The following is a 20,587-nucleotide window of genomic DNA, read 5'->3' as shown; positions in this document are numbered from 1 at the left end:
GCCCTGCGGTGTCAGCCGTCGCTCGCGCGCATCCCGACGGAACCCAGCACTCGCTCGACCGTGAGCTCGAGCACGATCCGATGCGGATTGGGCCGCGGCTGCCGGTAGCGTGCGGCGTAGAGCGCGACGGCGAGCGCGATCGATTCAGGATCGGTGCGGATGCACGCCGGCCCTTCGAAGCTGATCCAACGTCGGCCGTCGACCGTGTTGACGCTGGCGCGGCCGCTGCGCTCGGCGTTGACGAACTTCTGCGATCCCCGGCTGCCGATGACGCGCACGATGCCGTCGAGGTACGTGATGCCGACCGGCACCGAATGGATGCGCCCACGCCGATCGAGGGTCGAGAGCGTGGCGAGGTGGTACTCGGAGAGGAACTCCCGTGCGGTGTCGGTGAGTGCTTCGTGTGGCATCAGAACATCGTAGGTGTCGGGTCCGAGCGAGCCGACCGATCGACGGACGGGAGGTTCGGTGCTCGGTGAACGCCCAGACCCGGGGCGTTGGATGGTCGAGTGCCGCCGGATCGGCGGCGAGCAGGGGACCAGAGGAGCGCAAGATGGAGCAATCGATGATGCGGGCACTCGTGCACGACCGGTTCGGCGACTCGGCTGAGGAGCTGTCGGTGCGAGAGGTCCCGGTCCCCGAGCCCGGTGCCGGGCAGGTGCGGGTTCGCCTGCTGCTCTCGCCGATCCACAACCACGACCTCTGGACGGTTCGCGGAACCTACGGCTACAAGCCCGAGCTGCCCGCAATCGGCGGCACCGAGGCGCTCGGCGTCGTCGATGCGCTGGGCGAGGGCGTCGAGCACCTCTCGGTCGGGCAGCGCGTCGTCACCGGCGGCACGCTCGGGGTCTGGTCGGAGTTCTTCATCGCGTCTGCTGCGGCCCTCATCCCGATGCCGGACGGTGTGCCCGACGAGGTCGCCGCCCAGATCGTGGCGATGCCGTTCAGCGCGGTCAGCCTGCTCGACTCGCTCGCGCTCGAGCCCGGCGACTGGCTGGCGCAGAACGCGGCGAACGGCGCGGTCGGGCGGCTGCTCGCCCAGCTGGGGCCTGCTCGCGGAATCAACGTGGTCGGGCTCGTGCGTCGTGCCGCCGGCGTCGACGAACTCACCCGGCAGGGCATCGGCAACATCGTCGCCACGGATGACGAGGGCTGGCGTGAACGCGTCGACGAGGTGACGGGCGGCGCCCCGATCCGGGTGGGCGTCGACGCGGTCGGCGGTGCCGCGAGCGGCCAGGTGCTCTCGTTGCTGGCCGAGAACGGCACGCTCGTGGTGTTCGGTGCGATGGCGTCGCCAGTCATGGAGATCCCCTCGGGCGACGTGATCTTCAAGCAGGCGACGGTCAAGGGTTTCTGGGGCAGTCGGGTGAGCGCCACCATGGCGGCCGAGGAGCGCGCCAGGCTCATGGGCGAGGTCTTCACACGTCTGCGCGAAGGCGTCATCACCCTGCCCGTCGAGGCGGTCTACGGATTCGACGGGATCGCGGAGGCGAGCCGTGCGAACTTCGACGCCGGCCGCATCGGCAAGATCATGCTGCGACCCTGAGCCGACAGGCGGCGAATGCGTGCGTCCTCGGAATCTGCACAGAACGATGGATGGCGACGCCTGTGATGCATCGCGTGCCCTAGTGTCTCCCCATGGGTTCAACGGCGACCGCGTACCTCACCGGCTTCGGCGCATACCTCCCCGGTGATCCGGTCGACAACGACGGCATCGCGGCGAGGCTCGGCGGCGACGACGCGGTGACCGAGCGCATCCGGCGCCGGGTGCTCGAGGCGAACGGCATCCGGCAGCGGCACTACGCGCTCGACGAGCACGGCGAGCCGACCGAGCTCAACGAGCAGCTCGCCGTCAAGGCGCTGCAGGCGGCCCTCGACGACCGCGGCATCCGGCCCGAAGACCTGCGCATGCTGGCGTGCGCGACGACGATGGGCGACCTGCTCGTGCCCGGCTTCGCGTCGATGGTGCACGGGAGGCTCGGCGGCGGGCCGATGCAGACGCTCACGGCGTCGGGCGTGTGCGCCTCCAGCCTCGCGGCGCTCGACGCGGCCGTGAGCAAGATCCGGCTCGGCGATCATCCGCGTGCGGCGGTGGTCGGCTCCGAGCTGCCGAGCCGCAGCCTGCGCCAGCGGCGGTTCGACGGCATCCGCGCGGGCATGGACTCGCACTTCCTGCGGTGGATGCTCTCCGACGGGGCGGGTGCCGCGATCGTCGAGTTCCAGCCGCATCCGACCAAGCCGTCGCTGCGGGTCGACTGGGTGCGCCAGGTCTCCCTCGCCCACGAGCACGACGTGTGCATGCGCGCCGGCATGAGCGGCGCCGAGCCGAGCGTCGGGCACACCTGGCAGGACCTCGACATCGCGGATGCCGAGGCGGCCGGCATGTTCGTGCTCCGTCAAGACGTGAGCATGCTCGACGACCTCGCCGAGGCCGGCTTCCGGCAGTTCGAGGAGCTCGTCGACATCGGCCTGGTCGACGTCACGCACCTCGACCACGTCGTCTGCCACTACAGCACCAACGCGTTCCGCGACCTCGCGTTCGACGCGCTGAGCCGCCGCATCCCGAACCTGAACACCGACCGCTGGTACTCCAACCTCGAGACGCGCGGCAACACGGGCTCGGCGAGCATCTTCATCGCCCTCGAGGAAGCCTGGCGCACCGGCCGCTTCAAGCCCGGCGAGACGGTGCTGCTCGCGGTGCCCGAGTCGGGCCGGTTCTCGTTCGCCTTCGCCCACCTCACCGTGGTCGCCCCGCCCGGGTGGACCGCCGCACAGCAGCCCGCATCGCCGACGTCCACCGACCAACCCGCATCCGACGACCAAGGAGCAGCATGACCGACACGACCACCATCAGCACTGCGGATGCCGCGGCATCCGGTGTCGACACCCTCGCCGACCGCCTGGCCGACGTCTGGGTCGAGCTCGAGGAACGCCTCGACCGGGTGCCCGTGCTCAGCCGGCTGGCCGACGGCACGGTGACGTTGCGCGACTACGAGCGGCTACTCTTCAACCTGCGCCAGCAGGTGGTCGACGGCTCGCCGTGGATCTCTCGCGCGGCGTCGAACTTCGACATCGACCACTTCGAGCTGCGCACGGCGGCGATCCGCCACGCCGAAGAGGAGCACCGCGACTACCTCATGCTCGAGCGCGACTACGTGGCGATCGGCGGGTCGCTCGCCGAGCTGCGCGCCGGCCGCAAGAACCTCGGCTCCGAGGCGCTGTCGGGCTACATGTTCCACTACGCCGACCGGCCGAACCCCACCGGGCTGCTCGGCGCGATGTTCATCATCGAAGGGCTCGGAGCCAAGCGCGCAGCCGGCTGGGCCGAGCGGTTCCAGGAGGTGCTCGGCCTCGCCGACAACCAGGTGCACTTCATGCAGTACCACCAGGAGGCCGACAGCGAGCACACCGGTGCCCTCGAGGCCATCCTCACGTCGGGCATCATCGACGATGCCGCCGCCGACGAGATCGTGCGCTGCGCGCAGGTCGTCGCCCGCCTCTACGCGCTGCAGTTGGAAGAACTGGACAACTGATGACCGAGCCGCTGCGATCCGACCCGAGCATGTGGGAGGCGGTCGCGGTCGACCCCGCCGTGCCGATCGATCGCGCGGTCGTGCGCAAGATCATCGCCGACCAGCGTCGCCTCTCGCGGCGCTGGCTGTACCCGCTCGCACGGCCGTTCTCACGCGTCGTCGTCGCGCTGATCTCGATCGTGAAGCGCGTGCTGCCGTTCCGGTGGATGCCGCTGACGACGATGGACCGGCTGTGCATCTGGTACCTGCGGCGGTTCGTCTCGCCCGATGCCGTCGAGCTGCTCATCCGGCACTTCGTCATCGAGACGAACCTCGTGAACTTCGTGCTGCGCAACACGGATGCCACGGTCCCGCCGGTCACGCTGCGGCCCGTGAGCCTCGCCGAACTGGGCGACCACGCCGTCGTCGAGCACGACGTCAACGTCTACGACGTGCTCATCGCCCTCGACGGCGTGCCGCTGGCGCCGCCCGCGCAGCTCGACTTCGCGGAGCTCGACATCCCGGCCATCGACGCCGAACGGCGACGGCTGCGACTGCTGCGCCTCGACATCCAGACCGCGCTCTGCGTCATGAACATCCCGTTCTCGATGGCGCTCACGATGGAGGAGTACCGCCGCGCCGTGCACTCGATGCGGTTCGACGACTCCTTCCTCGAGATCCTCGCGGTGCTCTGCGACGACGACACCTTCCGCCACTGGAAGAACGGCGAGCTGACCGTCTGGATGGACTCCAACGTCGACGTGCCGCGCATGGTCTACCGGCACGCCCTCATCTGCGAGTACGCGCACGCGCACCTCGTGAAGCTCGCGGCCAGGGCGGATGCAGCGTCGGAAGCGGCGGCGACCGAAGCTTGAACGCGGCCGCCGGGCGCCTCGCCCGCGCGTCGGTCGCGTGGCCTAGGGTCGTTGCGGGTCACACGAACATCGAGAGGCGGCGGCATGTCGGACCGTGATGCAGCAGACATCGGCGAGCCGCTCACAGAGCGGTATCCGACTCCACGCCGTCGGAGCTTCCTCGCGACGGCGGCGATCACCCTGGCCGTCCTGGGGGTCGGGTTCGCGATCCTCGGGTTCACTCCCGGGATCCTGGTGGCGCTCTACGGGGGGATGATCGCCGCCTATGTTGCTCTCCCGTACACGCTCCTGGCGATCATCGTGCGCGAGGTCGTGGCCCGGCGCGGCCAGGGCGGCGGCGATGACGAACCCCGGAACGACGAGGCGATCCGCTTCGGACTGTTCCGCCAGCGGGCCTCGTTCGTGACTGCCATCGTGATGCTCGTCGCGATCGTGATTCTGGTGGTCATGGCCAACGTGTCGGGCTCCGTCCCCGGCGGATCGGGCCCCTTCGGGGGCGGACTTGCGGTGTTCGGGGCGTTCGCCGTCTTCGCCGGGGCGTTCGCGATCGTGGTGAACGCGCCCTCGATCTACTCGGCCCCGATCGTGCGCTCCGAGCGGTACGCCGTTCGCCAGCGCATCGGTGCCTGGAGGCTGATCCTCGCCACCACGATCCTGACGACCCTGTCCTGGCTCGCGTACTGCGGTTTCGGCGTGTTCTTCGTCACGCAGTCCATGTAGCTCTGACGCCAGGGCTTCGGCTCTGTCCGGCTCGGTGCCTGTCGAGCTCAGGCGATCGTCGAACCGCTTGCGCCCGGAGGCGGCCCCGGGTGCTCGAGCTGCGCTCGCACCGCGCGGTCGACGTTGCCGTGGATGTTGTCGGCGCCGATGCGCTGCAGGACCCCGTCGCGAGCCAGCGTCGCGCTGACGGCAGGCTTCAGGCGGGCGAGGCGGAGGATGACGTCGGAGTCCTGGGCGAGCACGACGATGTCGTTCATCTTGGCGCACCCCTGCGAGTCGATGAAGTTGATGCCCGCGCAGTCGAGCACGATCCCGGTGAGGTCGGGCGTCGAGTGGATGATCTCGCGGACCCGGTCCTCGAGCGCATCGGAGGTTGCGAAGAACAGGCCGCCGTCCATCCGGATCACGACGACACCCGGGATCTGCTCGTCGGCGGGATGCTCGCTCACGTCGCGGAAGACCTGGGTGCCCCGCTGCCGTGCGAGGGTCGCGATGTTGGGATGCGTGGCGACCCCGATGAGCCAGACGACGGACAGTCCGATGCCGATCATCACGCCCGCGAGGACGCCGAAGGTCAGGGTGCCGGCGATCGCGGCGATGGCGATCCAGAAGTCGAAGGGCTGCACGCGGGCGAGGCGGCGCATCTCGGGGATGTTGATCATGCCCATCACGACGGCCTCGATGATCAGGGCGGCGAGGACCGGTTTGGGCAGGCCCGAGAAGAGTGGCGCCAGCACCAGCAGGGTCAGCAGGACGGTGAGCCCCGAGGTGAGCGACGCCAGTCCGGTTCGGGCGCCCGCGTGGTCGTTGAGCGAACTCGCCGACAGGCTGGTCGAGACCGGCATGCCCTGGAAGAGGCCGGCACCGGCATTGGCCACTCCCTGGGCGATCGACTCCTGGTCGATGTCGACCTGGTAGCGGTGCTTGGCAGCGAACATCCTCGCATCGCCGGCGGTCTGCGAGAAACCGATCAGCACGAGCGCGACCGCGGCGATCCCGACCGTGGCCGCGTTGTCCCACATGAGGCCGAGGTCGGGCACCGCCAACGAGGGCAGGCCCCGCGGCACGTCGCCGACGAGCGCAACGCCGCGGGCCCCGAGATCGAGGAGCCACGAGGCGAGCAGGCCGCCGACCACGAGCACCAGCGCACCGGGCATCCGAGGCGCGAACCGGCCGACGCCGAAGACCACGACGAGCGACACGACCCCGACGATCAGCGTGGTCCAGTGCGTCTCGTCGAGCGTGCCGAACCACGACCACAGTTCCTGGATCGCGTTGGAGCCCCCGGGGTCGGTGCCGGTGAGCTTCGGGAGTTCGGAGATGACCACGTCGACGGCGGCCCCGAACAGGAACCCGGTCACCACGGCCCGCGAGAGGAACTGCGCGATCCATCCCATCCGGAGGACGAACAGGAGCAGGAAGAGCACGCCCGATGCGAGCGTGATGCCCGCGACGAACGAGGCGATCTGGGCCTGGTCGGAGAGTCCTGTGGCGAGCACGGCGCTGCCCGCGACGGCCGCCAGCGCCGAACTCGGTCCCATGGAGATCTGGCGGCTGGTTCCGAAGATCCCGTACAGGATCGCGCCGGCCGCGGCTGCGTAGAGGCCGTTCTGCAGCGGGACCCCGGCGATGCCCGCGTAGCCGAGGTTCTTCGGCACGATCAGGGCCGCGACCGTCACCCCGGCGATCAGGTCGCCCGCGAGCCACCGGCGGTCGTACCCGCGGATCCAGCCCAGCAACGGGATGAATCGAGCGACCCCGGGCCGCCGGTTCTGGTCGGGGGCGACGTTCATCGCACGTGCTCCCGCTCGCCGACGTGGCCGGTCATGGATCCATCATGGCCGGTCGGCGACGATCGGGATAGGGCGACGGGTCGGATGCCGCGGCATCCGACCCGTCGACGAACGCCTGATCAGCTCGCGGCGACGACCTCGAACTCGGGGAGGACGTCGGTGGACGGTCGGAGGTTGGGGTCAGCCGCAGTTCCGGGCGACGTATCCGGTGGAGACCGTGTCGGTCGCCGAGGGGTCGACACCGGTCGCGGTGACGGTCGCTGCGCCGGCGGGCAGCGCGACGAGTCGGCTCGAGAAGCTCGCGCTGGCCGAGGCGCCGGCGGCGAGGGACGCCACCTGCTTCGTTCCGTACGGCGTCTCGATGTCGACGGCGACGGACTCGTCGGACTCGTTCGTCGCGGTGACGGCGAGCACGGCCTTGCCGGCGACGCATCGACTGGTCGCGACGGCGGACACCTCGACCTGCCCGCCGATCAGCTGCGGCGCGACGCTCGTGAGCGTCGGCTGCACGACCTGGAAGAGTCCGTCGGCCCCGATCGCCAGCTTGTCGATGGTCGTCTCGCGGTGGGTGCCGTCGCCGTTCGGCATGGCGAAGCGGTGGTACGCGATGTACCAGTCGTCGGTGCCGGGCACGTTGATGATCGAGCTGTGCCCGGGGCCCTTGATGCCGAGCGAGAGGTCCTTCTGCAGGATCACGCCGCGGTAGGTCCACGGCCCGGTGACGCTCGTCGAGGTGGCGTAGCCGACCCGGTAGTTCTCGGAGCCGGTGTCGTCGATCGAGTAGGTCAGGTGGTAGAGCCCGTCGCGGTAGTTCAGGAAGGTGCCCTCGCGGAACGAGGTGAGCCCGCCGATCGCCGCGATCGTGCCCGGCTCGAGCGAGAGCATGTCGTCGCTCAGCTCGGCGTAGACCGGGCTGCCGTTGCCCCAGAAGAGGAAGTACCTGCCCGACACCGGGTCGTGGAACGCGGCCGGGTCGATGGCCTGGCCCGACGTGACGGCCTCGTTGTTCAGCACCATCGCGGTCGGCTGGGCGGTGAACGGGCCCTCGGGGCTGTCGGCCACGGCCACGCCGATCGTCTTGCGGTTGAGCGACGCGTTGTGCCCGCTGAAGTAGAAGTAGTACCTGCCGCCGCGCTCGATGATCGTGGGCGCCCAGGCATTGCCCGTCGCCCACGGCACGTTTCCGTTCGCGCCGTCGAGCGTCAGGAACGGCTCGGCGGATCGCGTCCAGTTCACGAGGTCGCTCGACTTCCAGACGTAGAAGTCCTTGCCGCCCCAGCCGGCGGTGCCGTCGGTCGTCGCATAGATGTAGTACGTGTCGCCGAAGACCGCGATGTTCGGGTCGGCGTACAGCCCGGGCAGCACGGGGCTGTTCACGGACTGGGCCGACAGCGTCCAGGTCGAGGTCGCGCCGTCGGGAGCGGTCAGCGTGTAGGTGACCGGGAACGTCAGGTCGACCGTCGAGCCCGACGCGGGGGAGACGGTCACGCCCGCGGCGGCGACGAAGGTCGGGGCGAGCGCCGTGACATCCGTGCCCGGCTTCACCGGGAGGATCGCCGTGCGCGTCGTGCCGTTCACGATCGGGCCGAGCTTCAGTTGCGTCGGGTCGGCGATCGAGACGTCGGTCAACTGGTCGGTCGCGCCGGCATTCGTGAGCACCTCGGATGCCGAGAGGGCACGGTCGAACACCTGCACGTCGTCGAACGAGCCCTTGAAGTACTCGTCGGCCGCGTAGAGCGACTTGCCGAGGTAGCCGTACTGGTTCGAGCCGAGACCCGCAACCGTCGTGCTCAGCGCCGCGTTCTCACCGAGCTTCGCGCCGTCGAGGTAGACGGTCATCCTCGTGCCGTCGAAGACCACGTCGTAGTGGTGCCATGACGCGTTCGTGGTCGCGCCGGTGACGGCCGACTCGTTCTGCCACGACGCCTTCGTGATGGCGCTGCGCACCTCGGCGCCGCGCAGCCGAAGGTAGTAGTAGTTCGTCGAGTCGGTGCCGAAGGCGAACGTGAAGAAGTTGCCGCTCGTCTTCTCGCTCTTGACGTCCATCGAGACCGTCATGTTCGTGCGGCCGTCGAAGAAGCCCCGGGGGAACGACGCGAAGCCGTTCGTCGTGCCGTCGACGCGCAGCACCTTGCCCCGGTCGGCGTCGGTGACCACGGCGGCGGTGCCCGATGCGGTGAGGTCGGCGGCGCCGACGGCATCCTGCAGGGTGCCGTCGTCGAAGGAGTACGACGCGATCGGCTCGGGTGGCGGTGCCGTGTCGGCCACGGCCGGCATGCCCGCGAAGAGGGTCGACGCCACGGCGGCGCCGACGATGACGGATGCCGCGGCGGTGCGCCGGGCCTTGGTTCGGCGCGGGTGCCGCGCGAGGGTTCGATCACCGGATCGTGAAGAGTGCATCATCGGTCTCTCTGTTCGTTCGGTTCGTTCGGTTCGGTTCGTGGGTCGGTTCGGTTCATGGAGCGGGCGTCGGATCGGTGGCGGTCGTGACGAAGGCGCCGCCCCCACGGGGGAGACGGCGCCTTCGTCATCGCATCGGGTGCGGATGCCTCAGCAGCTCGCCGCCGCGTACGCCGCCGTGGTGCTCAGCGAGCGTGCGGTGTCGGACGGATCGGCGGCCGTGATGGTCACGGTGCCGGCGGCGATCGTCTTCGCGCGAGTCGAGAACGACGCGCTGGCCGACTCGTCGGTGTCGAGCGCGAACGCCTTCGACCCGAAGGTGCTCGTCGCCGTGACGTCGAGCGAGACCTCGTCGGCGTTGCGCACCGTGCTCACGACGACGGCCTTGCCCGCGACGCACCGCGTCGCGGCGACCGCCTCGACCGCCGCCGGGGCGACAGCGTCGGCCGCGACCGAGGAGACCCGGTAGCGCTGGCAGTCGTTGTTCAGCACGCTGTACTGGTGGATGCGAGTGGCATCGGCGGCCGCGCAGAACGAGAGGTCGAGCGCCTTCAGGCTGGTGCCGTTGCGGAACTCGACGACCCCGTCATTGCTGACGAGCACGCGCCAGGTGCTGCCCGCGATGCCGCACGCGCCCTGCGTGACGGTCGCGGAGTCGGCCGTCGAGCCGCCCGTGACCGACAGGCACTTCGCCGGTGCCGAGCCCAGGTGGATCTCGGACTCGCCGTTCGCCGCCGCGGTGAACGTCACGCCCTGGCATGCGGCGCCGACGTACTCGCGCTGCTGCAGGATCGCGCCGTCTGCGGTCGAGCAGCCCGGCAGGTCGAACGACTTGCCCGAGGCGATCGAGGTCACGACGACCGAGCCGGCGGGGCGCAGCGCCCAGTCCTGGCCGGCCGACGCGTTCGCGCTCGCCTGCACGACCGCGACCCCGGTCGAGGTTCCGGTCGCCGTGTCGAGCACCTTGCCGCTGGTACGGTTCGTGAGCGTCGACCAGCCGCCGGTCGTCTGGGCGACCGACCACTGCTGGCAGCCCGTCGTGACGAACGGCGTCTGCAGGACCCCGGTGCCCTGGGCCGTGCCGCATTCGACCGGGCCGAGCGAGGTGCCGCTCACCGCGTTCACGATGCGCAGGTACCCGTCGCCCGTGGTGTCGAGCACGAAGCGCGAGCGCGACGAGGCGCAGTCACCCTGCACGAGCGCCGCGCCGTCCTCGGCGGAGGGCACCGTGGCGCAGAGCCCGGTGCTGCGGCTGACGAGGTTCCACCTGGCGCCCTCGACCTGGGCCGTGATCGGCGCGTTCTCGCCGCTCGGCACGGACACCTGCGTGCTCGTGGCCTGCGGAACGCCGAAGTCGGGCTCACCGGCATCCGACCAGTCCACGATCTGCGCGCGCGCCGAGCGCTCACGACTGCAGCCGCCGTCTGCGCGGGCGTTGGCGTGGTACAGGTTCCACGTCTCGGTGCCGTCGGGCGAGGTGAAGAAGTCGTTGTGACCGGTGCCGTAGACCCCGTTCGCCTTCGAGAAGACGGGTCCGTCGCTCTTCTGCCATGACGCCTGGAGCACGGGATCGCCGCCGAGGTACTCGAGCGTGCCGAGTTGGTAGTCCTCGGTGCCGCAGAAGCTCGCCGAGTAGACGATCCACGTCTTGCCGTCCTTCTGCAGCGGGATCGGACCCTCGTTCACGGGCTGGCCGATGACCTCCCAGTCCTCGGTCGGCTGCGACAGGATGTTGAGCGATCCGGTCGCGGTCCACGGGTTCGACATGCGGGCGATGTAGTTGCTCTGCAGCCCGTCGGGCGCGAACGCCGACCAGGTCACGAACAGCTCGCCGTTCAGCTGCAGGTAGGCGCCGTCGATGTTCCAGTCGTCGGTCGGGATCGGACGGCCCTTGTACGTGTACGGCCCCATCGGGTCATCCGCCGCGCTCTCGATGACCTGCAGGTGCTGGGTGCCGTAGTTGCCCGACACGCCCATCGTGTACATGAGGTACCAGCGCCAGCCGTTCGGCCCCTCGAGGCGCTGCAGCTCGGGCGCCCACATGTTGCCGTTGCGGCCGGTGTTGGTGTCGGAGTACACGGTCACCGGCTTGGTGGTGCCGAGCCCGGCGAGCGTCGGCGCCTTGCGCATGACGACCTTGTTGTCCCACGTGGTCGACACCATGTAGTAGTTGCCGTCGTGGAACTCGATCGTCGGGTCGGCCGTGTCGGGAGCCAGCGGATTGGTGAAGGTGTCGGCGCCGATCGCCTCGGCAGCCGGCGCCTGCGCGGCGTCGAGGGCGGTGAGGCCGGTGACGCCCCCCAACGCCAGCGCGGCGACCAGGGCGGTGTGCATCAGGTTCCGGATGCCGCGGGGCGCGCGCCTCAGCACGAGCGGCCCTCGTACGAGGCGGTGACGGCCGCGCCGTCGACCGTCGCCGTGACCTGCCCGGCGGGCACGGTCGCGAGGCGGCTCGAGAACGTGACCGACTGGGTCGCGCCCGCCGCGAGCGTGATGACGCGCTCGCCGTAGGCCGAGGAGACCGTGGCGGTGAGGCCCTGCGCCCCGCGGTTCGTCGACTTGGCGACGAGCGCCACCTTTCCGGCCACGCAGCGGGTCTCGACGACCGCCTCGACACCGGGCGTGACGGTCACGGTCGCCGTGACCGGCATCCGCGAGTCGTCCTGCGCCACGCCCTGCACCGTGAAGGTGCCGGGTGCCGCGTAGTCGCCCGCGGGCACGTCCTCCCAGACCACGTCGGCCTGCTTCGCGGTGCCGTCGGCGGTCGTGAGCGAGGCCTTCGGCAGCACCGGAGCCAGTCCGGCCCGCGTGCTCACCTCGATCGGGGCGACCTCGGCCACGGCGACGCCCGGGGCGTACGCCTCGAGCACCTTCTGGTACTCGGCGCGCGTCACCGGGATCACGGTGCCGTGGCGCGGCTTTCCGCCGTCGCTGTTCTGCGGCAGGTTCGCACGCAGGGTCGTGCCGAGCGGCTGCCAGGAGGAGCCGTCGGTGATGTCGGCCGAGCCGAACGGGATGTAGTGGTTCGGGCCGCCGTGGTACGACGGCTGGTCGATGAAGAGGTACCACTCGAAGCCGTTGACGTCGCCGGGGTTCGACGGGAAGATGCTCGGCCCCTCGCCGCTCGAGTAGGTTCCGCCGGGCTCGCCGTTGGGCAGCCCCGTGGCGACCTTCTCCTTCACGAGCGTCCACTGGTCGGCTGCGCCGGAGGTGCCGGGCAGCGTGCCGCTGATCGTGGCGAGCAGGTCGGTCGACTTCTCCTCGCGGATCGTCATCGACGCCTCGTCCTTGGTGAAGCGGTAGAAGATGCCGTCCTGCTCGGCGACGGTGGAGTCGATGAGGCCGAGGCCCGTGCCGCGCTTGACGTCCGACCAGACCTGCGGCTCCGAGAACGTGACGAAGTCGTCGGTCGTGGCGTAGACCATGCGGTTGTAGGTGACGGCCGTGCGCGACGCCGGGTTGGTGTCGGGGTAGAGGTTCGACGCCCAGAACACCACGTAGCGGCCGAGCGCGTCGTCCCAGTAGGCCTCGGGCGCCCAGGTGTTGCCGGCGTAGGGCGTCGAGACCTGGATGTGCCGCTGGTTCGACCAGGTGACGAGGTCGGTCGACTCCCACACCTCGATCGCGAGCGAGCCCGAGATCTGCGCCGTCGTGAAGCCGCCGGCGAGTCCGGCGACCTTCAGGTCGGTGGCGAGCATGTAGAACTTGTCACCTTCGTGCGAGCGGATGATGAACGGGTCGCGGAGGCCGGTCGTGCCCTGCGTCGAGGTGAAGATCGGCTCCCCGTCGTTCAGCGTGTTCCAGCGCAGCGCGTCGTTGCCCTTGGATGCCGCGAGGCTGACGCGCTCGGCGCCGGCACCCTCACCGGTGAAGAACGCCCAGACGTAGGCCTCGGGGTCGTCGGCGGTGGTCGGCTCTGCGGGCACCGTCAGCGTGAAGCTGCGCCTGGCCGTGGCGGTGCCGCGCGTGGCGGTCGCGGTCAGTGCGACCTCGGCGTCGGCGGCGGGCCGGGTGATCGCGATCGTCGCCGTGCCGGCCTTGACGCCCGCGCGGATGGCGGCGACCGCGTCGCCCGAGGTGACCGTCCAGTCGATGGTCGAGCCGTTCGCGCCGAGGGTCGGCACCGAGAAGCTCGTGCGCACGTCGTCGGTGCCGGCGAGCGCGACGGCCGCGAGGTCGGCGTCGACCTGGGCCTGGTCGGTGAGCTGGGCGGGAACGGTCACCGGGTAGTCGCGGGTCTCGGTGGAGCCCCCGGCGGTGAAGGTCGCGGTGAGGGTGACCGCGGCGTCGGCCGAGCCGGCCGCCGGGCGGGTCACGGTTGCGGCTCCGCCCGAGACGGCGATGGCGGCCCCGTCGGACGCCCACGAGATGGTCGCGCCGCGCTTGGCCGTCGGCAGGGTGAAGTCGGCCGTCGCGGTCGCGGGCACGGTCACGTCGGCGACCGCGCCGGCAAGGGCCTGCTCGGCGTAGACCTGCTGCACCGTGGCGGCGTCGAGCGCCTCGGCGTAGACCGCGTAGTCGTCGACCGAACCGGCCCAGCCGGCGTCGTTGTACGTCGAGCGGCCGAGGTAGGACACGAGGTTCGCGCCGAACGACGACACGTCGCGCGCGATCGTCACCTGGCCGATCTGCGTGCCGTTGACGTAGGCGGTGAGCTTGCCGGCGACCCCGTCGATGACGGTCGTGTAGAGGGCCATGCCCGCAGGCGTGCGGATGCCGGTGGTGGCGGCGTTCGTCGAGCCCGGGCCCACCTCGGTGCCCCACGGGGCGCCCGCGTTGACGGTGTTCGTCAGCGAGGACTTCACGTAGCCGCTCGGGTTGGTCGGGTTCAGGAGCCAGTAGGCGCTCGAGTACGAGGCACCGGATGCCACGGGCGCGCCGAGGAAGGCGGCGGCGACGTTGGCGGGACCCGAGCGGTTCTCGAGCCAGGTCGAGACGGTCACCTGCTTCTTGCCGACGAGGCCGGCGGTCGGGATCTCGAGGTATCCGGCGGTCGCGCGGGCGCCGCCCGGCAGCGACAGGGCGCCGCCGTCGACGGTCGCGCCGGACTGCTTGATGACGCCGTCGTTGCCGTTGCCCGTGGCATCGGCGACGACCCCGCCAGTGGCGGCGTCGAACGTGTAGTGGATCAGCGGGGCGGGCGCCGGTGCGGCGCCCGCGGCCTGCGGGGCGAGAGCCCCTGCTGCGGCGATGGCGGCGGTCACCGCAACGGCCGCGGCCCCCGTCCGCATCTTTCGCACGAAGGTGTCGCGCATGTCACTCCTTTGTGGTGGTGCAGTGGTGGTGGTCGAGAAGGCGGGGCCGGATGCCTCGGCGGGTCGCCGAGGCATCCGGACCGCTCAGCCGCAGTTCGCGGCCGGGGTGGGGAAGGTTCCCTCGAAGGTGGACCCGTCGGCGGCGCTGCCCGTGAGGGTGAGTGTGCCGGCGGGGATCGAGGCGGCGCGCGTCGAGAAGGACGTCGAGGCGGAGGCGCCCGCGGCGAGCGTGAGGTTCTTGCTCCCGTACGGCGTCTGCAGCACGGTGTCGGCGCGCTGGTCGTCGGCGTTGCGCGTCGTGACGACGAGCTGCACCTTGCCGGCGACGCATCTGGTCGCGGCGGTCGCCGCGAGCTCGAGGCCGCCCTGCAGCTCGACGGCGGCCGAGGTCGAGGTGGCGACGAGGCCGTCGGCGTAGCCGTCGTACTCCGCGGTGACCGAGGCGATGCCGGCGGGCACGGCGACGGTCGCCGCGCCGTCCTGCAGGTCGACGGTCTCGCTCCAGTCGCCGCCCGAGAAGGTGACCGAGCCGACGACGTCGCCGCCGTCGGCCGCCGTGACCTCGGCCTCGACGTCGCGGCCGTCGGCCGTCAGCTCGGTGGTCGAGTCGACGGCCGTGATGCCGGTCCAGTCGTGCATAGCGGTGAGCACCGTCTGCGGCACGCTGACGAAGGCGCCGTGGCGCGGGCTCGCAGGCAGGCCGCCGACGGGGCGGACGTTCCAGCTCGAGCGCTGCGAGAGCCGGTCGGACTGCGAGCTCGACGCGATCTCGGCGCCCGTCGTCGCGAAGGCCCGGTAGCCGCCCGCGCCGTAGTTGTCGACGAGGAAGACGTACCCGTCGCCGCTCGCGTTGTTCGGGTCGCCCTCGTTGAGCTTCACGATCTCGGGGCCTTCACCCGACTGGCCGGTCTCGAGGCTCGTCATGCGGGTGTCGGTGAGCTGCCAGGTCTGGTTCGGGTCGGCCGTCCAGCTCGACGCGGTCGTCGGCGCGGTGAGCACCTTCGAACGCTCGAGGAAGATGTCCTTGCCGGATTCGAGCGTTCCGGCGGCGCCGCTCTCCTCGTTCTTCGTGAACCGGTAGTAGTAGTCGTCGATCTTGGTGACGGTCGAGTCGATGCGGGCGTATCCGGTGTCCTGCCAGCTCGCGGGCGGCGACGTGAAGGTCTTGAAGTCGCGGGTCAGCACCGAGAACATGCGCGCGTACAGCTTGTCGCTGTTCGTATGCGAGGCGTCGGAGTAGAGGCGCGAGGCGAAGAACACGACGTAGGACTGCAGCTCGTCGTCCCAGTACGCCTCGGGCGCCCAGGTCATGCCGGCGGCGGGCTGGTTGATGGTGATGCCCGTGTTCTGGCCGTTCGTGCGGGTCCAGTGCACGAGGTCGACCGACTCCCAGACCTCGATCTTGAGGCTTCCCTCCGACTGGGCGGGGCCCCATCCGGTGCCGCAGCTGATGCAGAGGTCGGTGGCGACCATGTAGTACTTGTCGCCGTCGTGCGAGCGCAGGATGTACGGGTCGCGGAGGCCCTTCGTGTCGGCCGTGGAGGTGATCACCGCGGCGCCGCCGTTGACGGGCGAGAACGTGAAGAAGTCGTTGCCCGAGGTCGCGGCCTGGTAGATCTTCTCGTCGCCGTCGGACTTGAAGTACGCGGCGGCGTAGCCGGCGTCGGGCGCCGAACGCGCGTGCTCGCCGACCGTCACCGTGAACGACTTCTCGACCGTGGTCTCCCCGAGCACGGCCTGGGCCGTGAGGGTGACCGTGCGGTCGCCGTCGCCGTAGGCGGGCCTGGCGACGAGGCCGCCGCCCGCGAACGGGTCGGCGGAACCCACGGCGGGCGCCGTGTAGCCGGCGTCGGTCGGGGTGACCAGGGCGGGGTCGGACGAGGTCCAGGTGATGGTGGCGCCGTTGACCGAGCCCTTCGTGACGAGGGGCAGGTTCTCGGTCGTGCGCGACGCGAGCGAGATCGCGTCGAGGTCGGCCGAGGGCGAGGCGGCGAGCACCGTGAAGTCGAAGGAGATCACCGTGCCCGTCGGGGTGGTCGCGGTGACCGTCACCGGGGTGTCGGCGGTGACGGTGCGCGAGACCACGCCCGTGTTCGAGATCACCGCGGTGTTCTGCGAAGCCCACGTCAGGGCGACGCCGTTCGAGGACGCGGGGAAGGTCAGGTTGCGCGTGACCTGCGAGGCGGAGGGGTTGGCTCCGAGCACGGTCGGCAGCAGGTCGGCGCGGAGCAGCGCCTCGTTCGCGGCCGCCTTCGCGGCGGCGGTCGGCATGCTCTCGGCGACCTGCGGTTGGGTCAGCGCGACATCCCAGAACTTCACGTCGGTGACGTCGGCCTGCACCAGCGCGTCGCCCGTGTAGAGCGAGCGGCCGAGGTAGCCGAGGGTCGTGCCCGACGGGATGATCGAGCTCATCGCGGAGGTGTGCGTGACGGTGGAGATCTGCACGCCGTCGCGGTACAGCGTGAGGGCGTTGCCGTTGCCGACGAGGGTCAGCGTCGAGAAGCCGGGGTTCAGGCCGCCGCCGTTCGGCAGGCGCACCTCGCCGTTGGCGGTGCCCGACTTCACGCGGATGCCCGAGAGCACGGCGTTGCTGTAGGCGGACTCGCCCGAGCGCGGGTTGACGAACACGTGGTTGCCGAGCGCGGTGGTGTTCCACGCGCCGACGCCGTCGCCGATGACCCAGCCGAACTGGTTGGTGGCCGTCTGGGTCGCGACCGTGTACTCGACCGTGAAGGCGTTGTCGGTGCCGGTCACGAGCCCCTTCGGGAGGGCGGCGTAGCCGTCCTTCTTGAACCGCAGCACGGCGTCGCCGCCGGCATCCGCGAAGGAGGCATCGGTGAAGCCCGTGAGCGCGGCGTTGCGGCCGTTGCCCGAGATGTCGAGCAGCTGGTTGCCGGCGTGCGTCATGTCGTAATGCGCGGTGACGGCCGGCAGCTCGGCGGCCGACGCCGAGAGCGGCACGGCCAGGCAGAGCCCGGTGACCATGGCCCCGCTGAGGGTCGCGGCGAGCAATCGCCGCGACCGGAAGGGTGGGAGGAGGGCGGACGGGCGCATGGTTCTCCTTGCAGTCGCCGTTGACGAGGATTCCGGGGAAGAGCGCCGGAACGCCTGAATGTTACCGGACACATTTCGAGATGCCAAGGGTTTCGACGCGCTTCGAAATGGGTTGCTCGAGCCTCTGGCGAGCCGTCTCGAGGGTGTGCTACGTTCTGCCGTTACCGGTAACAATCGGTTCCCATGACCGGATCCAGCCCGCCGACGACGCCGTAGGCCACAGGAGCTCTCAATGTCGAAGCACACCGTCATCACCCGCGCCCTCAGGGCCTGCGGACTCACCCTCGGGGCGGCCATAGCCGCGACCGCGCTCGTCGCCGCACCGCTCGCCGCACCGGCGCCGGCGGATGCCGCGACCACCGCCGCGACGGCCGCAGCCCCTCGCGACGGGCTGCTGGCCGAGTACCTCTTCACGCAGGCGACGGGCAGCAGCGTGCCCAACTCGGCCGGGGGAGGGTCGCCGGTCGGCGCGGCATCCGTCGTCAACGGAACCGACGCGCTCTGGACCGGGTCGTCGTTGAAGTTCACCGGCGGCGCGAAGACGAGCACCGCCGACTGGGTGCGGCTGCCCGACGGCCTGCTCACGGGCAAGCAGTCGGCGACGATCACCGTCGAGACGAAGTTCGACGCCTCGATGCTCACGACCTTCAACTTCCTCTGGAACATCGGCAGCGACAGCACCACCTCGTACTTCTTCGCGTCGATGCGCGACAAGGCGCGCGCCGCGATCACCACCGCGAGCGCCGGCGGCGAGGCGAACGCCAGGGCGACCGCCTCGCTCGCCGCCGACCGCTGGTACAGCGTCACGACGGTGCTCGACGGCGCGGCCGACACGCTGGCGTTCTACGTCGACGGCGTCAAGGTCGGCCAGACCACGACGACCCTCGAACCGTCGTCGATCGCGGCGCAGACGGTCAACGCCATCGGCCGCTCGCCGTGGCCCGACCCCTTCTACAAGGGCGAGGTCTCGACGTTCCGCGCCTACGACCGGGCGCTGTCCGACGCCGAGGTCGCCGCGGTGTCGGATGCCGACGCCGGCCTGCACGCCTCGACCTTCGCGTCGAACGCCCAGGCGGCGCTCGACGCGATCCAGCCGATCGCGATGAGCGACTCGTCGATCACGCTGCCGACCTCCTCCGCGGCCGGGCTCAGCTGGTCGGCACCCTCGGCCGGCCTCGCGCTCGGCGCGAGCGGCACCACCCTGCAGGCCGTGCAGCCGGCGCCGGGCTCCGAGTCGGCGAGCGGCACCGTCACCGCGACGGCGACCGTGCGCGGCGTGAGCGCCTCGAAGCAGATCCCGGTGAGCGTCGCCCCCGTGGCCGAGGCGACCGACGACTACGGCTACCTGATGGTGCACTTCATCGAGGACTCCGCCGGCTACGCCGAGAAGATCTACCTCGACGTCTCGCGCGGCGACGACCCCGAGCAGTGGGACCCGCTCAACGACGGCAAGCCGATCCTCGCCTCGCAGCTCGGCACCACCGGCATCCGCGACCCCTACCTGACCTTCAACCCCGAGACGCAGACCTATTACATCATCGCGACCGACCTGCGCGTGTTCGGCGGAGACGGAGGCTCGGGCTCGTGCACGAGCTGGTGCTACTGGACCAAGAGCGCCAGCACGAAGCTGCTCGTCTGGGAGTCGACCGACCTCGTGAGCTGGGGTGCGCCCCGCAGCATCGACGTCTCGCTCGACGCGAGCGGCACCGAGGTCGCCGAGCTCGGCATGGCATGGGCCCCCGAGGCGACCTGGGTCGACGACTACTACCCCGACGGCCGCGGCGCGTTCGTCATGTACTGGGCGTCGAACGTCTACCAGAACTCCGAGCACACCGGCACGAGCTACAACCGCGTGCTGTGGGGCGCCACGACCGACTTCACGCAGGACACCTACGCCTACGGCGGGCTGTTCGTCGACCCAGGCGCGAACGCGATCGACACGACGATGATCCAGGACGACGGCACCACGTACCGCATCACCAAGGACAACGGCCTCGGCAAGGGCATCTACATGGAGTCGACCACCGCCACGCGCTGGTGGGAGTCCGGCACCACGTGGACGCAGCTCCAGGCGAAGATCGGCGCGGCCTGGGCCGGCGGCAACGCCGGCGGCGTCGAGGGCCCCGCGGTCTTCAAGAGCCACAGCGAGGACCGCTGGTACCTCTACGTCGACGTGATCCCCTCGACCGGCTACCGGCCGATGACCACCACCGACCTCGACGCCGGGTGGACCCAGCTGAACGACCCGTCGTTCTCCATGGCTCCCAGCACCAAGCACGGCGGCGTGATCTCGCTCACCAAGGCGCAGTACGACACGGTCAGGGCAGCGGATGCCTCGACCGCCGTCACGACCGACCTCGGGTCGTTCGAGGTCGGCGAAGGCGCCGACGAGAGCGCCCTCGCGGACGCGCTGCCCGAGAGCGCCGAGGTGCGCCTGGCCTACGACCGCGGCACCGCGACGCGACCGATCACGTGGGATGCGGCATCCGTCGACCTCGAGGCCCCGGGCACGTACTCGGTCACCGGGACCGTGAGCACGTTCAGCGCCAACCTCGACACGTGGGCGGGTGCCGGCGGATCGACCGCGTGGAACGCGCCCGACCGGGTGCTCTCGAGCAGCCGTGCCGTCACCGTGGAGGCCACCGTCGTGGTGACCGCCGCCCCGGCCGGGCCCTCGTTCGCCGTGCAGGCCGACACCCGCTGCGTTGCGGGCAAGGCCGTGCTCGTGACCCAGGTCGCGAACACCGGCGACGCGTCGGCCGAGATCGCGGTGGCCACCCCGTACGGCTCGAAGACCGTGCAGGTCGCCGCGGGCAAGACCGCGAGCCAGACGTTCAGCACGAGGCTCGCCTCCATCCCGGGCGGCGACGTCGTCGCGACATCCGCCTCGGGTTCGAAGACGGCCGCCTTCGCAGCTCGCAGCTGCAACTGACCCGCTCCATACCACCGGCTCCACCAGACCTCCCCGGAAGGACACC

General features: G+C 70.5%; 12 protein-coding genes. 6 read left to right on the top strand and 6 right to left on the bottom strand.

The features are described from left to right. Window positions 1–11 precede the first annotated feature (11 nt). Window positions 12–410: a pyridoxamine 5'-phosphate oxidase family protein gene (locus tag ACR3IO_RS07140; protein ID WP_434070479.1), complete on the bottom strand. Its 399-nt coding sequence runs from the start codon at window positions 408–410 to the stop codon at window positions 12–14. Window positions 411–568: 158 nt separating this feature from the next. Between ACR3IO_RS07140 and ACR3IO_RS07135 the strand changes: the two genes are divergently transcribed. From ACR3IO_RS07135 to ACR3IO_RS07115, 5 genes are all read left to right on the top strand, one after another. Further along, entirely contained in the window at window positions 569–1,546 is a 978-nt protein-coding gene (locus ACR3IO_RS07135) for a zinc-binding dehydrogenase (protein ID WP_434070577.1), read from the top strand. Window positions 1,547–1,638: 92 nt separating this feature from the next. Further along, a complete protein-coding gene (locus tag ACR3IO_RS07130; protein WP_434070478.1) occupies window positions 1,639–2,835 on the top strand; it encodes a 3-oxoacyl-[acyl-carrier-protein] synthase III C-terminal domain-containing protein in 1,197 nt (398 codons plus the stop codon). Then, on the top strand, window positions 2,832–3,533 hold the full coding sequence (locus tag ACR3IO_RS07125; protein WP_434070477.1) for an iron-containing redox enzyme family protein: 702 nt from the start codon (window positions 2,832–2,834) through the stop codon (window positions 3,531–3,533). Before ACR3IO_RS07130 ends, ACR3IO_RS07125 begins: the two co-directional genes overlap by 4 nt. After that, window positions 3,533–4,387, top strand: a complete 855-nt coding sequence (locus ACR3IO_RS07120) for a DUF6999 family protein (protein WP_434070476.1) — start codon at window positions 3,533–3,535, stop codon at window positions 4,385–4,387. Before ACR3IO_RS07125 ends, ACR3IO_RS07120 begins: the two co-directional genes overlap by 1 nt. A gap of 84 nt (window positions 4,388–4,471) precedes the next feature. Beyond that, window positions 4,472–5,107, top strand: a complete 636-nt coding sequence (locus ACR3IO_RS07115; protein ID WP_434070475.1) for a hypothetical protein — start codon at window positions 4,472–4,474, stop codon at window positions 5,105–5,107. A 47-nt stretch (window positions 5,108–5,154) separates the two neighbouring features. On the opposite strand, the gene ACR3IO_RS07110 is transcribed toward ACR3IO_RS07115, so the two are convergent. The 5 genes from ACR3IO_RS07110 to ACR3IO_RS07090 all read right to left on the bottom strand — a co-directional run bounded on the left by ACR3IO_RS07110 (window position 5,155) and on the right by ACR3IO_RS07090 (window position 17,609). Continuing rightward, window positions 5,155–6,900: a SulP family inorganic anion transporter gene (locus ACR3IO_RS07110; protein WP_434070474.1), complete on the bottom strand. Its 1,746-nt coding sequence runs from the start codon at window positions 6,898–6,900 to the stop codon at window positions 5,155–5,157. A 180-nt stretch (window positions 6,901–7,080) separates the two neighbouring features. Further along, window positions 7,081–9,300 (bottom strand): family 43 glycosylhydrolase, encoded by a 2,220-nt coding sequence (locus ACR3IO_RS07105; RefSeq protein ID WP_434070473.1) that lies wholly within the window; start codon window positions 9,298–9,300, stop codon window positions 7,081–7,083. Between the two features lie 150 nt (window positions 9,301–9,450). After that, entirely contained in the window at window positions 9,451–11,634 is a 2,184-nt protein-coding gene (locus ACR3IO_RS07100; RefSeq protein ID WP_434070472.1) for a family 43 glycosylhydrolase, read from the bottom strand. Window positions 11,635–11,663: 29 nt separating this feature from the next. After that, the gene (locus ACR3IO_RS07095; protein WP_434070471.1) at window positions 11,664–14,555 is read right to left on the bottom strand and encodes an immunoglobulin-like domain-containing protein; all 2,892 of its coding nucleotides are present in this window, start codon (window positions 14,553–14,555) and stop codon (window positions 11,664–11,666) included. An 84-nt stretch (window positions 14,556–14,639) separates the two neighbouring features. Beyond that, window positions 14,640–17,609, bottom strand: coding sequence for an immunoglobulin-like domain-containing protein (locus ACR3IO_RS07090; RefSeq protein WP_434070470.1), 2,970 nt, complete (start codon window positions 17,607–17,609; stop codon window positions 14,640–14,642). A gap of 232 nt (window positions 17,610–17,841) precedes the next feature. On the opposite strand from ACR3IO_RS07090, the gene ACR3IO_RS07085 reads away from it, so the two are divergent. Then, window positions 17,842–20,541, top strand: a complete 2,700-nt coding sequence (locus tag ACR3IO_RS07085) for a LamG-like jellyroll fold domain-containing protein (protein ID WP_434070469.1) — start codon at window positions 17,842–17,844, stop codon at window positions 20,539–20,541. Window positions 20,542–20,587: the final 46 nt, after the last annotated feature.

The organism is Agromyces sp. Marseille-Q5079, assembly GCF_051016555.1.
Lineage (GTDB): Bacteria > Actinomycetota > Actinomycetes > Actinomycetales > Microbacteriaceae > Agromyces.
This window is presented reverse-complemented; position numbering and strand designations above follow the sequence as displayed.